14 protein-coding genes are annotated in these 14426 nt (G+C 50.4%); 8 read left to right on the top strand and 6 right to left on the bottom strand.

Going from position 1 to position 14426, the window contains the following annotated elements; translation table 11 throughout:
* Positions 1-84 precede the first annotated feature (84 nt).
* From BLX24_RS15535 to glmS, 3 genes are all read left to right on the top strand, one after another.
* A complete protein-coding gene (locus tag BLX24_RS15535; RefSeq protein ID WP_071504068.1) occupies positions 85-897 on the top strand; it encodes a glycogen/starch synthase in 813 nt (270 codons plus the stop codon).
* Positions 842-2278: a DUF4270 family protein gene (locus tag BLX24_RS15540; protein ID WP_177225851.1), complete on the top strand. Its 1437-nt coding sequence runs from the start codon at positions 842-844 to the stop codon at positions 2276-2278. Before BLX24_RS15535 ends, BLX24_RS15540 begins: the two co-directional genes overlap by 56 nt.
* Positions 2279-2415: 137 nt before the next feature.
* A complete protein-coding gene (glmS, locus tag BLX24_RS15545) occupies positions 2416-4254 on the top strand; it encodes a glutamine--fructose-6-phosphate transaminase (isomerizing) (protein ID WP_071504070.1) in 1839 nt (612 codons plus the stop codon).
* A 54-nt stretch (positions 4255-4308) separates the two neighbouring features.
* Here glmS and BLX24_RS15550 read toward each other — a convergent pair whose 3' ends face one another.
* On the bottom strand, positions 4309-5250 hold the full coding sequence (locus BLX24_RS15550; protein WP_071504071.1) for a hydrogen peroxide-inducible genes activator: 942 nt from the start codon (positions 5248-5250) through the stop codon (positions 4309-4311).
* A 162-nt stretch (positions 5251-5412) separates the two neighbouring features.
* Between BLX24_RS15550 and BLX24_RS15555 the strand changes: the two genes are divergently transcribed.
* From BLX24_RS15555 to BLX24_RS32730, 4 genes are read left to right on the top strand one after another with little or no spacing between them, the layout of a single operon-like run.
* Entirely contained in the window at positions 5413-6207 is a 795-nt protein-coding gene (locus BLX24_RS15555; RefSeq protein WP_071504072.1) for a hypothetical protein, read from the top strand.
* 38 nt (positions 6208-6245) lie between these two features.
* The gene (gene hemH, locus BLX24_RS15560; RefSeq protein ID WP_071504073.1) at positions 6246-7310 is read left to right on the top strand and encodes a ferrochelatase; all 1065 of its coding nucleotides are present in this window, start codon (positions 6246-6248) and stop codon (positions 7308-7310) included.
* 32 nt (positions 7311-7342) lie between these two features.
* Entirely contained in the window at positions 7343-7750 is a 408-nt protein-coding gene (locus tag BLX24_RS15565; RefSeq protein ID WP_071504074.1) for a Uma2 family endonuclease, read from the top strand.
* A 26-nt stretch (positions 7751-7776) separates the two neighbouring features.
* Positions 7777-7917: a hypothetical protein gene (locus BLX24_RS32730; RefSeq protein WP_177225852.1), complete on the top strand. Its 141-nt coding sequence runs from the start codon at positions 7777-7779 to the stop codon at positions 7915-7917.
* 59 nt (positions 7918-7976) lie between these two features.
* On the opposite strand, the gene BLX24_RS15570 is transcribed toward BLX24_RS32730, so the two are convergent.
* From BLX24_RS15570 to BLX24_RS15580, 3 genes are all read right to left on the bottom strand, one after another.
* A complete protein-coding gene (locus BLX24_RS15570; protein ID WP_071504075.1) occupies positions 7977-8564 on the bottom strand; it encodes a carboxymuconolactone decarboxylase family protein in 588 nt (195 codons plus the stop codon).
* 127 nt (positions 8565-8691) lie between these two features.
* The gene (locus tag BLX24_RS15575; protein WP_071504076.1) at positions 8692-9246 is read right to left on the bottom strand and encodes a peroxiredoxin; all 555 of its coding nucleotides are present in this window, start codon (positions 9244-9246) and stop codon (positions 8692-8694) included.
* Positions 9247-9484: 238 nt separating this feature from the next.
* Positions 9485-10534, bottom strand: a complete 1050-nt coding sequence (locus BLX24_RS15580) for a hypothetical protein (RefSeq protein ID WP_071504077.1) — start codon at positions 10532-10534, stop codon at positions 9485-9487.
* Positions 10535-10754: 220 nt separating this feature from the next.
* On the opposite strand from BLX24_RS15580, the gene BLX24_RS15585 reads away from it, so the two are divergent.
* Complete coding sequence (locus tag BLX24_RS15585) at positions 10755-11462, top strand: OmpA family protein (RefSeq protein ID WP_071504078.1); 708 nt, start codon at positions 10755-10757, stop codon at positions 11460-11462.
* Between the two features lie 11 nt (positions 11463-11473).
* On the opposite strand, the gene BLX24_RS15590 is transcribed toward BLX24_RS15585, so the two are convergent.
* Positions 11474-12337: a DMT family transporter gene (locus BLX24_RS15590; protein WP_071504079.1), complete on the bottom strand. Its 864-nt coding sequence runs from the start codon at positions 12335-12337 to the stop codon at positions 11474-11476.
* A 3-nt stretch (positions 12338-12340) separates the two neighbouring features.
* Positions 12341-14401: an NAD(+) synthase gene (nadE, locus tag BLX24_RS15595; protein WP_071504080.1), complete on the bottom strand. Its 2061-nt coding sequence runs from the start codon at positions 14399-14401 to the stop codon at positions 12341-12343.
* Positions 14402-14426: the final 25 nt, after the last annotated feature.

Consider the following 14426-nt stretch of genomic DNA (forward strand, 5'->3'; position numbering starts at 1 on the left):
TTTCTTATTGAAATACGAGAAAAAATTGTATAATTTTGCAAGTTTTTTAGGTCAAGCGTTTGGACTTTTTCCCTCCCATTGTCTATGAGCAAACTTCGTATTTTGTACGTTGCCAGTGAAATTTATCCTTTTTTGAAGACATCAGAAGTCGCAGACTTTGTGCGAAAGTTACCCCAGGCCATGCAGGAGCGAGGAATGGAAATCCGGATTCTGGTGCCTCGTTTCGGGCTTATCAACGAACGCAAGAACCGGTTACACGAAGTCGTACGCTTATCGGGTATTAATATTTCGGTTGGTGACGAGGAAAAACCACTGATTATCAAGGTGGCATCTATTCCGAGCGCCAAATTACAAGTTTATTTCATTGACAACGAAGACTATTTCCAGCGGAAGTACGTTTTCTTTGACAAAGAAGATCGTTTCTATGCAGATAACGATGAGCGGGCCATTTTCTTCTGTAAAGGGGCATTGGAAACCGTAAAAAAATTAGGCTGGTCTCCTGATATCGTCCATTGTAATGACTGGATGACGGCACTGATTCCGTTATATCTGAAAACCACATATAAAAACGATCCGATGTTTAAGGACACCAAGTCGGTGTTCACCATTTATAACAACAGCTTCGATCACCGGTTCAATCAGGATGAGCTTATCGAAAAAGCCAAAATGATGGATATTGATGACGAAATGCTGGCTCATCTGAAATCTGCTGATTTCGAGGGCTTTGTCCGTTTGGGTGCCACCTATGCGGATGCCGTTGTTAAGGCAGAAGATGAAGTAAGTGAAAGTTTGATTGCTATCCTCAATGACATTCCCAAAAATAAACTCGGTCGTACAGAAGATGACGCAGATGTTGCCAGCCGGTACTACAACCTCTACACGCAGCTTGCTGGCTAAAGCCACACTGTTTGCAGGAAGTATCGTGGCGCTGGCTGCCTGCCAGGAACCGAAAGAAATTGGTTTAGATCCCACCTCACCGGTAGGGGTTTTTTATACCGATACGCTAACGATTAACCGCTCAACGATTCTTTTCGACTCAGTCCGGACCAATAAGGCTGCTTCGTTGCTGGTTGGCCGTTATACAGATCCTGTTTTCGGACCGGTAACAGCAAGTGCCTTTACCCAGCTGTCGCTGGGTAGTCAGTTTATTGTTCAGGACTCCCTCAAAGTGGATATCCCTGCAGGACAGATTGTTCACGACTCCACATTTCTGTATCTGCAATATACCTATGCCCCGGTCTATGGCGGGGATACGTTACAGACGCATGAAGTTTCAGTACATCGTTTAACGGAAGATATATCGCGTACAAAAAACTACAACTATACGTCTTCGATTGCCTACAGTCCGCAGCCGCTTGGCAAATTAGCGTTTAAACCAACGCCGGTAACCAGCGCATACGTCAAGATTCCGATGGATGCGGCTTTTGGCAAAGAGATTGTGGCTGTCGCCAATAAAGACGCTGGTAAGGCCGATAGTATTTTCCAGCAATCGGTGAAAGGACTTGCGCTGATTCCGGGGGCGAATAACCCGTCGGTGCTGGCGTTTAACCCTATGGGGACATCAGGCGCTTACACATCCGTTTTACAGGTTTACTATCATATTCAGGGAAAAACCACGGCATTGAGTCAGACGCTGATGGTTAGTATGGCTCAGGGCCGGTTTAACCGTATTGTGCCAACCCGTGCCGGTACCTTGCTTTCGACTCTGAAAGCCGGACAGGCAACGTCTTCTGTGGAAACGAAAGGACAGACCTTTGTACAGCCCGGGACAGGCGTAACGACAAAAATTGAGATTCCGGGCCTTTCCGATCTCAAAAAACGCCGTGTTGCCATCAACCGTGCTGACCTGGTGATTACACCGGTAGCTGCCCCAAGTACACAACTAAATCTGCCGCCTTACCTGGCGCTGGCCGAGGTAAATGCGCAGAATCAATTACTGCGATACCAGACTACGGACTTCGTTCAGTTTGTTCCGGTTGCAACGTCTGTCTTTAACCGTACAGCTTCGTCCTGGTACTATCCGCAGGTGAGTGGCTATAACACCCGCAATAAATCATATACGTTTGACATGACCGGCTATTTTCAGACGATTATGTCGGGCTTGACACCCAATAACGGGCTGCTGCTGATGACACCAAGCACGGGCAATCTGGTCGATGTCAGTACCGGTGTTGCCTCTAACCTGGCCCCTTATTACCTGAACGACCGCCTGTGGCGGATGATCCTTGATGGGAAGGCGAGCGTAAAAGTGATCGTGTTCTATACCAATACGCTATAAGACAATTCTAATAGACTGAGCGCCCGGTATTCTCTTCGGAGGGTACCGGGCTTATATTTTCCGGTCAAAATAGTACATCTTTTAGGCCATTTCACGGGATTGCTGTTATTTTACAGCGTCTACTTAACAAGAAAATCATGTGTGGAATTGTTGCCTATGTCGGACCGCGTGAAGCGTGTCCGCTTGTGCTTAAAGGATTAAAGCGGCTGGAATACCGGGGCTACGACAGTGCCGGTGTGGCCTTGCTGAATGGGGAAGGCCTGAAGGTTTACAAGAAAAAGGGAAAAGTCGCTGACCTCGAACAGGAGCTGGCCGGGAAAGATCTGCACGCCACCATCGGCATGGGGCATACACGCTGGGCGACCCATGGCGAGCCGAATGATGTCAATGCGCACCCGCACTACTCATTTCACCGCGGGTTGGCTATCATTCACAACGGCATTATCGAAAACTACGCGGCTATTAAGAAAAGCCTGATCAAAAAGGGGCGGGAGTTTCGTTCGGAGACCGATTCAGAGGTCCTGATTCAGTTTATCGAAGACATTCAGGAAAACGCGGCCTGCTCGCTGGAAGAAGCCGTTCGGCTGGCACTTCAGGAAGTGGTGGGCGCATACGCAATTGTCGTGATGTCGGAGAATGATCCGACGCAGCTGATTGCGGCCCGTAAAGGGAGTCCGCTGGTGATCGGAGTCGGCGAAAATGAGTTTTTCTTCGCGTCGGATGCCACGCCGATCATCGAGTACACGAAAGAAGTTGTGTATCTGAACGATTATGAGATTGCCATTGTACGCAACGGAGCGTTGACAATCCTGACGCTGGACAATACGCAGACAGTCCCTTATGTGCAAACAGTTGAGCTTGAACTGGCGGCCATCGAAAAAGGCGGTTTCGACCACTTCATGCTGAAGGAGATTTTTGAGCAACCTCGTTCGATTGCTGACAGCATGCGGGGACGTGTACAGGCGGCAGAAGGTTATCTGCAACTTGGCGGTCTGCGCGATTATATGGATCAGCTGGCTAATTCACAGCGTATTGTGATTATCGGTTGCGGTACGTCATGGCATGCCGGCCTCGTGGCTGAATACATTTTTGAAGAACTGGCCCGCATTCCGGTGGAGGTAGAGTATGCTTCTGAATTCCGTTACCGGAACCCGATTATTAAGGAGCGGGATGTGGTGATTGCTATTTCCCAATCGGGCGAAACCGCCGATACCCTGGCGGCGATTGAACTGGCAAAGGCCAAAGGAGCGACCATTTTCGGGGTTTGTAATGTAGTTGGTTCGTCGATTGCGCGGGCAACGCATGCCGGTGCCTATACGCACGCCGGGCCGGAGATCGGTGTGGCCAGTACCAAAGCCTTTACGGCACAGGTAACGGTTCTGACACTAATGGCCTTAGCCGCTGCTGAACGCAAAGGAACCATCTCGAATAGTCTTTTGCGGCAGTTACTGGCCGAAATGGACAGTATTCCGGCGAAAGTGGAGAAAGTACTGGAAAGTGCGGCGAAGATCCGTGAGATTGCCCAGATCTTTACCTACGCCCGTAACTTCATTTACCTTGGCCGGGGCATGAACTTTCCGGTGGCGCTGGAGGGAGCCCTCAAGCTGAAAGAAATCTCGTATATCCATGCGGAGGGCTATCCGGCGGCAGAAATGAAGCACGGCCCGATTGCCTTGATCGACGAAGATATGCCGGTGGTGGTGATTGCGACTAAAGACAGTTCCTACGAGAAGGTTGTCTCAAACATTCAGGAGGTGAAGGCGCGGAAGGGCCGCGTCATTGCCATTACCACAGAAGGGGATAAACACCTGCCGGACATGGTCGATTTTGTCATTGAGATTCCGAAAGTGCATGAGGTACTGTTGCCGCTGATATCGGTTATTCCGTTGCAGATCCTGGCCTATGACATTGCCGTGATGCGGGGCCGGAACGTAGATCAGCCACGAAATCTGGCCAAATCGGTTACGGTAGAATAATCCGGTTGGCAACCGTAGCGATACGACATGCCCTATCGCTACGGTTGAACCCCGTTATTTAATCGAGACTATGTGATTCCGTTTCGGCGTTAGCAGCTCGCGGGGCACGTGGGCAATGATTTCACGTTGCAGGGCATCAATCAGTTTGCGTTTCAGGAACCGGCGATGCACGACCAGACTAACCTCCCGAACCGGTTGAGGGTCCAGAAAGGGGCGTAACCGGTTTTTACGGATCGGGTCAAGATCCAGGGTTGCCAGGTAAGGGAGAAGCGTGAAACCGTCTTGTTTATCAATGAGTTTGATGAGGGTTTCAAGTGAACCGGTCTCGTAATGCAGCGAATGGGCATGGGCATTCGACAGCCGCTCAGTGCTACACAGGTTAATGACCTGATCACGGAAACAATGTCCCTCGGTCAGGAGCCAGAGCCCTTCGTTGTTCAGATCGCTGTCATGGAGTACTTCTTTTCCGGCAAGCGGGTGATTATCCGAGGCATAGACAACAAACGGTTCATGAAAAAGCGGTTGTTCATAAAGCCCCGATTCGTGTAACGGCGTTACAACAAGGCCGACATCCAGTAAACCGTTCCGCAGGCGTTCCAGAATTTGCTCCGTAGTAAGCTCCTGAATCTGAACCGTAACGGCCGGTCGTTTTTCGATAAAACTACCAATAAAGTAAGGGAGGAGGTAAGGAGCCAGTGTAGGAATAATTCCTAGTTTTAGCTCACCGCTCAGATCATTGTTGGCATCCCGGACAATTTCCGGAATACGACGCGCCGCCTGGATCACTTCGCGGGCCTGGGCAAGAATTAACTGACCGGTTTCGGTCGGTACGACGGGTTGTTTGGAGCGGTCAAAAATAAGGATACCCAGTTCATCTTCAAGCTTCTGGATTTGCATGCTTAAGGTGGGCTGGGTAACATGGCACGTTTCCGCAGCAGCAGAAAAGTGGCGATACGTGTCTACGGCAATAATGTACTCAAGCTGTGTAAGAGTCATACGAATGGCCCGGCAGCGGGGTCGTTCCTGCGGACAAGTTTTTGAAAAAGGGTGCGAAAAAAGAAAAAAATTCTTTACCTGCTTTAGTTAATGTTACAAAATAACCGATAAAGGCAAAACAAAGTGCCGTATTTGTTAATTTTAAAAGAAAAACTTCGTTCCATGAAGCCCGCTAAATATATCACCTTATTTGTATTCATTAATCTTTATGCTGCCCTGACGGGGTATGGCCAGCCGGATAAATCAAATCCACACGCCGAAGGCTTCGATCTGGCTGGTTCGGATGCCAAAGCTATTGAACTGGCTGATGGTGCCATGAAAGCCATGGGCGGTCGTAAAGCCTGGGATAATACCCATTTTATCAGCTGGAATTTCTTTGGAAACCGCCGGCTGATCTGGGACAAGTGGCGGGGTAACGTCCGGATCGACAACCTGAAAAACGATCAGACCGTTATTCTGAATATTTTTACCGATAAGGGCCGTGTTTTTAAAAACGGTGCTGAACTAACCGATGCCGACTCCGTGGCCAAATATGTCAAACAAGGAAAAGGCGCCTGGATCAATGATTCCTACTGGCTGGTAATGCCTTTCAAACTGAAAGATTCAGGGGTAACCCTGAAATACCTGGGCGAAGAAAATACGCAGGAAAACAAGCCGGCTGACGTCATTCAAATGACCTTTAAAAGCGTTGGTAATACGCCCGATAACAAATACAAAGTCTGGATCGACAAGAGTACCCACCTTGTCTCACAGTGGGCTTACTTCCCGAAATTTACCGACGAAAAACCGGGCTTTATCCGCCCGTGGGGTGATTATCAGCGGCATGGACAGATTCTGCTGGGCGGTGACCGTGGTGACCGCGATATCACCGATATTATGGTATTTACCGGGTTGCCGGGTGAGGTTTTTACGGATTTCCCGAGAACCGATCTGACGCGGTATCCACAGGCAAAGTAATGAACTAATCAGCGCCTGGATACCTTATCTACATACGTATGGAAGCTTCTGTTCTACAAAAACCTGCTGCAACTAAACAACTAGGAAAAACCGGCGTACTGCTGGTTAATTTAGGTACACCTGATAGCCCCTCGGTACCGGATGTACGCAAATACCTGCGTGAATTTCTGATGGACGGGCGGGTAATCGACATCCCGCTGATTCCCCGAACGTTGCTTGTAAACGGCATTATTGCCCCGTTTCGTGCGCCCAAATCAGCCAAAACCTATCAGGAAGTCTGGACCGAAAACGGGTCCCCGCTGAAATATTACGGTGAAGTAGCCGAACGTGAACTGCAACGCGTGCTGGGCGATGAATTTGTGGTAAAACTGGCCATGCGCTACCAGAGTCCGAGTATTCAGTCCGGGCTGGAAATCTTTCAAAAGCAGGGTCTTACCAAAATTATTGTTATTCCGTTTTTCCCGCAGTATGCGTCGGCAACAACCGGTTCCATCCATGATAAGGTAATGGAAATTGTGCGGGAATGGCAGATCATTCCTGATCTTACCTTTGTCAGCAGCTTCTTGGATCATCCGAAATTCATTGAAGGCTTCGTCCGGAATGCGCAGAAATTCATTCAGCAAACCGACTACGATCATTTTGTGTTCAGTTACCACGGCCTGCCCGAACGGCAAATCCGCAAAGGTGACGTGACAAAGGGACAGGTGTGTAAGCTAGGCAGTTGCTGCGATTCGCTGAATGCGATGAACCAGTACTGCTATCGGGCACAGTGTTTTGAAACGACGCGCCGTCTGGTGAAGCAGCTCGGTATACCTGAAGGCCAATACACCACCTGTTTTCAGTCACGCTTAGGTAAAGATCCGTGGATTCAGCCGTATACCGAAGATCTGGTTAAAGAACTGCCCAAAAAAGGCATGAAGCGGGTGCTGGCGTTTTCCCCGGCCTTTGTCGCCGATTGTCTGGAGACAACCATCGAAGTTGGGGAAGAATACAAGGAGCTCTTCGAAGAACACGGTGGCGAGCAGTGGGATCTTGTTGAAAGCCTGAACGATAGCCCCCTCTGGATTGAGCTGCTGGCCGATTTGGTTAAGTCGCGGGTATGACGTTTATTTCAGGTCTGTAACCCGCATGAAGCATGGGAACTGCAATCAAAGACCGGAAAGCGTATATAAGCGTTGAGAAATACGTTTCCTTATTACGCGAATCGCAAACAAAATGGGAGTATGTCGATGGCCGGCTGTATGCATTTAAGCCTTGCTCTCCCAAACATAGCTTAATTGCGGCAAACATTACCGGCACTTTAGGCAATGCGCTCAAAAACGCCACTTGTCGTGTTTTTAATGCAAATCTTGTGATCGCAGTTTCAGAGACCCGGTACCTGTTTGCGGATGCCAGCGTGGTATGCGGGCCGGTAGAGACATTCGAGGTACATAAAAACGCCGTGAAGAACCCGACGCTTATTGTTGAGGTTATAAGGGGTACAACAAAGACAAAAAGTTTTTCCTTTATCAACAGATACCAACCTTTCGTGAGTATGTTCTGATTGACCAGGAGGAGCCAATCGTCATTGTGCATTACAAAACCGATGCCCATTTGTGGCGTTATTCGGCCTATCAGAAAATGGATGATCTGATTTTACTGGAATCGATAGGTGTACAGATTCCGGTATCGGAGATTTACGAAGGTGTTGAATTCAATGCTTCTGTTTAGCTAAAAAATAAGGGCGGGTCGCAAGACCCGCCCTCTGCATATCCATACCGGCAGTAAGTTTACAGCACAGTAATCAATCCTTTAATCACAGCGCCTAAGCGGATGGCTTCGAAAACCCGTGCCTCGCTGGCTCCGTGCTTCAATACGCTGTCCTCATGGGACCGGACACACATTTCGCAACCGTTGATCGCCGAAACAACCAGGCTCATCAGTTCAAAGAACTCCTTGCCCAGCACGGGATTCATCATGATGCTCATCCGGATACCGGCCTGCGTGTTGTTATAATAGTCCTTACCAACAAAATGACGGAAGCGGTAGAAGACATTGTTGGTGCTCAGTAGCGACGTACACGCCAGTGTTTCCGCAATCTGTGCTTCCGTAGCACCCTCCTGACGGGCAGCCTCGCTCAGGGAGTCAATCAGGGGCTGGTGCTTTTCGTTGGCGGCTACCGAAAGTGCTAACAAACGCGCTTCTTTTTTACTCAGATGTTGGCCGCTGTTCAGTGCATTTCCGACGTTTATTTTCAGGTCGCGCAGAAACCGGCTGTCTGATTTGCTCAGCGAATCCAGAACCGGGAATTCAGCCGATGCCTCCAGACCTACCAGCCCAAGCAACGATACAACCGTTTCGTTTTGTGTTGAAACCATACTAATTGAGTGATTGAGTAATTGAGCGGATGAGTGAACGGACAACAGCCACGGGTATAAAAGAAATGTGAAAGAGTGCGGATTAACTTAATTAATAAGCAACTGCCACCCATTCGCTCAATTTGAGTTATACGGTAAGCGTTTCCTGACCTTTAACCCAGTTACAAGGGCAAAGCTCATCAGTTTGCAGGGCGTCAAGCACACGCAGTACTTCGTTTACGTTACGGCCTACTGACAGGTCGTTAACCGATACCCAGCGGACAATGCCTTGCGGATCAACGATGTAGGTTACGCGGTAAGCTACCTTCTCGTTTGCTTCCAGGATACCCAGTTCTTCGGCCAGTGACTTCGACGTATCGGCCAGCATCGGGAAACGCAGGCCACGCAGATCGTCGTGGTCTTTGCGCCATGCCAGGTGAACAAACTCGCTGTCGGTAGACGCACCGATCAGAACGGCGTCACGGTCAGCAAAGTCTTCGTATTTGCTGTTGAATTCAGCGATTTCTGTCGGGCAAACGAATGTGAAATCTTTCGGCCACCAGAACATAACCAGCCATTGGCCGTTTGCCTTGTGATCTTCAGAAGAGATTTCATAAAATTCGTTGCCTTTTTCGAGTGATACAACGGCTAATTTTTTGAACTCAGGAAACTGAGAACCAACTGAAACAATGTGATTTTTCATAGTTATCTATCAGATTGTATTGAATTGAAGCATATTCGACTGTACAAAAATAAGTCATAACAAATCCGAAACCTTATCAATTCTGTCTATGAGTGATAGATAAAAACAGTCAGCTTCTAATAGTGAAAGCAAATGTTTGCAGGGTGCTATATATACCCGGGAGAATATGATTATTCGGATATAAAAAAAATAGCCGGATGGTGTTTCCGGCTATAGTTCTGATAAGAATCATATTTTATTAAGCAGCCATTCCGGGCATCATCCGGCCAATTTCGTGCTGTTTTGGCCCTTTTTCCGGGCTGCTGAGCATAGGCAGGATAACTGATTGAAGTCGTTCCCGCACAAAGTTTTCCTGTAAATAAGCCGGAAGTTTACTGATCAGCTGCTGATATACTTCGGCCCCTAGCGCCTTGGCAATGTAGACCTCGTGTACAGCATTGACATGCGCCACGATGTTTACCAGACTCTGGTGGAAAAGCCGCACATCAATAGAGGAATCTACGAATCGTTCGATCTCGCGGTTGTTCGACGAAATACGTAACCGGCTGAGCAGATCGAAATAGGTTGTATAGCCAATCTGCCGGGCCAGTAGTTTGTATTGTTCCACGCCGAACTTCTGCAATACTTCGCCGGTACGTTCGCTCCGGAGGGCTGTTTTGGGGTTGTTCTGAATTATGGTCCGCAATGCCTTCACACGCTGATCACGGGTTGTTTTCAGAAATTGCGCCACCTCGGCCTGGGCCTGATTTTCGCGGGAGGGCAGGGCCAGTTCCGGTTTATATCTGGCCATAGGTAACCGCTGAATCCGGTAACTGTTATATGGCCCCAACGCATAGTACCCTACCGAAGCAGGATAAAAACCACGGACCACACTGCTGCCAATCCGTTTCCGGATCAGCTCTTCGTTGCTGACATGAATGCCCTGAACGGTCAAAAAAGCGCGGGCACTGAACAACACGCTGTAATAGGCCTGCGGAAATGTCCAGTGGAGGGAGCTTTGTAAATATTGCTCGTCGTTAACGACAGGGGTAATACGCAGCGCATACTCGGCACTCCAGCTGTTGAGTAGCAGCTTTTCGAGTGATTTACGCTGTTCATCCGTCACCGTCGATGTGAAATCCTGAAAAACAGGGAATTTTATCAGCTCAAAGAGATCGTTCTGATGCTGGATATGGTAATCCATGGCAAAAAAATGGTTCAGAAACACCTGTGCCGGTATGCTCTTCCGCCAGTTTTCGTCCATGATCTGACCATTGGCCAGAGGCACTTGATTGTTTACTGTGTTCATCGCCAGAAGTATTGTTGTTTACCTATAAAATTAACAAAAAAACGCGAAAAACTGTTCGGTTTCAGGGAATAAATATTTCTTTGTAATGTGCTGTTATACAGTTGGTTGTGTGTGGTTTTAGGGTCTTTTCCGGGCCTTGGTTCCGCCCGCTTAAAAACACTGGTATGCAGGCTGTACCGGCAAATCGCTATATCTTTGATTGACTAATCCGGAGCACAATATGAACAGGGTAATTTTCCGGAACTCAGCCCATACCATCGGTTGGTTCTGCTTATGGCTGATGGGATGGATACCGGTATCGGGTCAGAACGGGCAACCGTCGCTGGCGTCGGTTGAGGGGGTTATCGTAGACCGGCAAACAGGGCAACCTATTGCGTATGCAACTTTGTCGGTGCTGAATGAGCAAGGGCAAACCGTCGCGCGCCAGCAAACGCCGGTCAACGGGACCTTCCGTGTCCGGCTCAGTCCGAAACAACGCTACACGGTTGACGTGCAGGCGGAGGGCTATCAAACAGAACAGGATGTGCTCGATTTTACAGTGCCTTATGTTAATCATGTGACCGGTAAACGGTTTAAGCTCTCGCCGGTTGCCCGCGTCTCCGGACCAATGACCGGTTCTTCGGCCCTTTCCGTCTATTTCATGCCACGCAGCGCCGCTTTGACCACGGTGGCCGTTCAGGCCTTACAATCGCTTCTGACGCGGCTTCAGGGCTCAAAGGAGCAGGTTGTGCTTATCGGCTATACCGACGGTCAGGGAGATGCAGTATTGAACGAGCTGTTGGCCGGTGACCGGGCAGAGGCTGTCCGGTCGTTTCTCATCGGAAACGGTATCCTGAATGAGCGTATCCGGATAAATCAGGCGGGTAACAAGGCTGATCTGAATACTGCCCTTCCTCAGAAACGACGGGTCGATATTGTGGTTGAGTAACTTTTTTATTGTTATTTTTTGCCCGTCCGCCCGAGCCACAATCCACCGATGACGAGCGCTGTACCGGCAACGGTATATACCGTAATGGGCTCATTCAGCAATAATGACGAATAAACAAAGCCAAAGATAGGGCAGAGAAACAGCCAGAGTGAGGCCTGCACCGCATCCTGCCGGACGAGGTAAAACCAAAGTTGCAGGGCTGCTACCGAAACCGGGATAATCAGCCACATCACCGACAGCCAGAACGTGGTATTGAACTGGCTTTGCCCGAAGTCGGCGGTCAGGAGAGTGACGGGCAGCAGGAGGATACCGCCGATGAATACCTGCCAGCCATTGATAACTACATTGGGCAGACGCCATTCGAAGCGGGCATAATAGACCGTAGCCAGTGAGACCGACACCATCGCGAAGAGCAGAATCAGCAGCCCCTCAACGGTGGCATAGGCTTTTTCGAGCAGCGGATAGGTCGCCACGGCCACGCCCAGCAGCCCGAGCAGCAGGCCCATACCTTCGTTCAGGCGCAGAGGCCGGCGCAGCCATATGGCCGACATCACCGAGATAAACAGCGGATTGGTAGCCGTTGAGAGGCTACCAATCCCTGCCGAAACCTGCTCAAGCGCGAGGACATACGCGCCGAGGTAAATCGTCGTATTCAGTAAGGCGAAGATCGTCAGCCGTTGCCATTCGGTCCGCGTTGGCCACGCGTTGTCATACCGTTTGATGGCGTAGGCAAAGAGCAGCATGCCGCCTCCGGCAATGAAAAAACGGACATTGGCCAGAATAAACGGGTGCGCCACCTTGACCCCAAACTTGGTAGCTGCCGACGCCGACGCCCAGAGGGCAGCGAAGAGCAGGCCGGGAACAAGTTGTTTCATGGGTCAAAATCCAATTTTCCCCTTGCGCCCTTTCCCGCTTTCGCCCGCGGCCCATTCCTTCATCTGCGCAATCTCCTTGTCGAAACCACCCGACAGAATCGGGAAACGGCACCAGGTCCGCGGGTCGAGGTTGTGGTCGTCGAGGTGGAACGATGGGGCGTAACGCTCCCGCTTCCACTGGTTGCGGCTCCATAAGCGGAAAAAACGCTCTACCCACAACATCAGCCGGTCACGCGTATAAACATCTTCGAAGTGGACCTCCATCAGCTTCAGCACATCAACCGGTGCCTGCTTGTCGCGGATGGCTGCGTTTTCGATCTGGTTCAGCACATCGTATGGCATCAGGTCGTCTTCATCGGTTTGCTTTTTGTCGAGTGGGCGAAGTTCGGCCGTTGGCTGAAGGGTATTCACACGGTGCAGCCCCGATAGTTTAATGGCGGTTTCGGCCGACGGCGTGCCGGCAATGTTCAGCCCTGTTGTTTCGAGCCAGCGTAGCCAGCTGCGTAGAAAATGCTTGTCGATGCCGGTAATCGGGCTGATACTACCCGCTGTATCACCGTCCATGGTGGCGTAACCAACCGCCGCTTCCGACCGGTTAGAGGTCGACAGCAGCAATGCATTCTGTAGGTTAGCCAGCATCCAGACGCCCGGGGCACGCACCCGTGCCTGAATATTCTGCAGCGCCAGGTCATCGGTATCCCAGCTGAGTGTACGGCCCAGCTGTTCCTCAATTAATCCGCGATAGGTTTCGACCAGCCCGTTGATGTTGATGGTATAGAATGTAGCGCCGATGCTGTCTGCCAGCTCTTTAGCCGACAGATACGTGTCTTCCGACGAGTTTTCCGTGCCCTGATAGATCACCGTCAGGAGCTTGCCGACAATCTGTTCGGCGGTCTGGCAATCCTGAAGGGCTTTGATGTAGCTCAGTTTTCGTTTGATGCCTTCAATACCGATGTTTTCAATGGCCATACGAACCATCAGGAAAACGGTTGCGGCAATGGCCGACGAGTCAGCACCGCCGCTGAGGGAAAGCACATAGCCGTGTGACCGGCTCTTGCGTAGGTAGTCGAAGAGGCCGAGCGCCACGGCACGGGCAAACTCTTCCTCTTTAATGTAGCCACCGCGTTCCCATGATTCGAGTTCGGCCCGTTGCAGTACCGGTCGTATGTCGGGGAAATGAAAAAGCGACTGTACTTTCAGAGCAGGGTACGCCATGGCCATATTCACCCGGTTCTGGGTCTGGTTCAGGCGCGTACTGTCGACGTCGATAACCGCCGTAACAATATGATGGTCTTCGTAGCTAAGGCGCGGGCTCGATACCAGCAGTTCGCCGTTGGAAGCAATCATGGCATCACCGTCGTAGATTGCCCGGCCGGCTTCGTTACCCAGCATGTTGGTATAGACATAACTCACCCCGAACGAACGGGACGCATCAATCACAAACCGCTCCCGGACCACTGACTTGTTAAAGCCGAAATGGCTGGCCGAAGGGTTCATGATAATGTCGATGCCCCGTTCATACAAAGCCCGGCCGGGTCGGCTGGCAATCCAGGCATCCTCACAGATTTCGAAACCGATCCGGACTCCCGACAGATCGAAGACAAGGTCGCCGATGGGGTACGACATCTCGCTGTGGCCGGGAGCTGCCAGCCGGATTTCGTCGCGGAAGCCGAGCGTCCAGGGCTGAAACCAGCGGGTCTCGTAATGGATGCCGTTGTTGGCCAGATTCTGCTTACAGGCAAAGCCCAGAATCTGTTTGTTGGCCACCAGACAAACCACATCGTAAGTTCGGTTGTTATAGCGTAATGGCAGCCCGAGCGCCACGGCCATGTCGTGTGTGTGCTCCGAAATCTCAAACAGTGAGGCCACCGATTGGTCAATGGTGTTCTGCGCGAAAAAGGCATCTTCGCAGCCATAACCACAGATGCTGAGCTCTGGCAGACATAAAAGGCTGACCTCTTGTTTACGGGCCGTTTCGATGGCCGCAATGATATTTTTCTGGTTATGTTCCCACGCCAGCGGAATCTGATTCAGTACGCCGGCGGCAACTTTGATCAATTTCATACGTAACCCCTGCGGGTGTTTGGCA

The organism is Arsenicibacter rosenii (assembly GCF_001870735.1).
GTDB classification, from domain to species: Bacteria; Bacteroidota; Bacteroidia; order Cytophagales; family Spirosomataceae; genus Arsenicibacter; species Arsenicibacter rosenii.

What these genes read in the sequence shown, in the direction of transcription:
- BLX24_RS15535 (WP_071504068.1), top strand. Translation starts at nt 85, where the DNA reads ATGAGCAAACTTCGTATTTTGTACGTTGCCAGTGAAATTTATCCTTTT.
- BLX24_RS15540 (WP_177225851.1), top strand. Translation starts at nt 842, where the DNA reads ATGACGCAGATGTTGCCAGCCGGTACTACAACCTCTACACGCAGCTTG.
- glmS (WP_071504070.1), top strand. Translation starts at nt 2,416, where the DNA reads ATGTGTGGAATTGTTGCCTATGTCGGACCGCGTGAAGCGTGTCCGCTT.
- BLX24_RS15550 (WP_071504071.1), bottom strand. Translation starts at nt 5,250, where the DNA reads ATGACTCTTACACAGCTTGAGTACATTATTGCCGTAGACACGTATCGC.
- BLX24_RS15555 (WP_071504072.1), top strand. Translation starts at nt 5,413, where the DNA reads ATGAAGCCCGCTAAATATATCACCTTATTTGTATTCATTAATCTTTAT.
- hemH (WP_071504073.1), top strand. Translation starts at nt 6,246, where the DNA reads ATGGAAGCTTCTGTTCTACAAAAACCTGCTGCAACTAAACAACTAGGA.
- BLX24_RS15565 (WP_071504074.1), top strand. Translation starts at nt 7,343, where the DNA reads ATGGGAACTGCAATCAAAGACCGGAAAGCGTATATAAGCGTTGAGAAA.
- BLX24_RS15570 (WP_071504075.1), bottom strand. Translation starts at nt 8,564, where the DNA reads ATGGTTTCAACACAAAACGAAACGGTTGTATCGTTGCTTGGGCTGGTA.
- BLX24_RS15575 (WP_071504076.1), bottom strand. Translation starts at nt 9,246, where the DNA reads ATGAAAAATCACATTGTTTCAGTTGGTTCTCAGTTTCCTGAGTTCAAA.
- BLX24_RS15580 (WP_071504077.1), bottom strand. Translation starts at nt 10,534, where the DNA reads ATGAACACAGTAAACAATCAAGTGCCTCTGGCCAATGGTCAGATCATG.
- BLX24_RS15585 (WP_071504078.1), top strand. Translation starts at nt 10,755, where the DNA reads ATGAACAGGGTAATTTTCCGGAACTCAGCCCATACCATCGGTTGGTTC.
- BLX24_RS15590 (WP_071504079.1), bottom strand. Translation starts at nt 12,337, where the DNA reads ATGAAACAACTTGTTCCCGGCCTGCTCTTCGCTGCCCTCTGGGCGTCG.
- nadE (WP_071504080.1), bottom strand. Translation starts at nt 14,401, where the DNA reads ATGAAATTGATCAAAGTTGCCGCCGGCGTACTGAATCAGATTCCGCTG.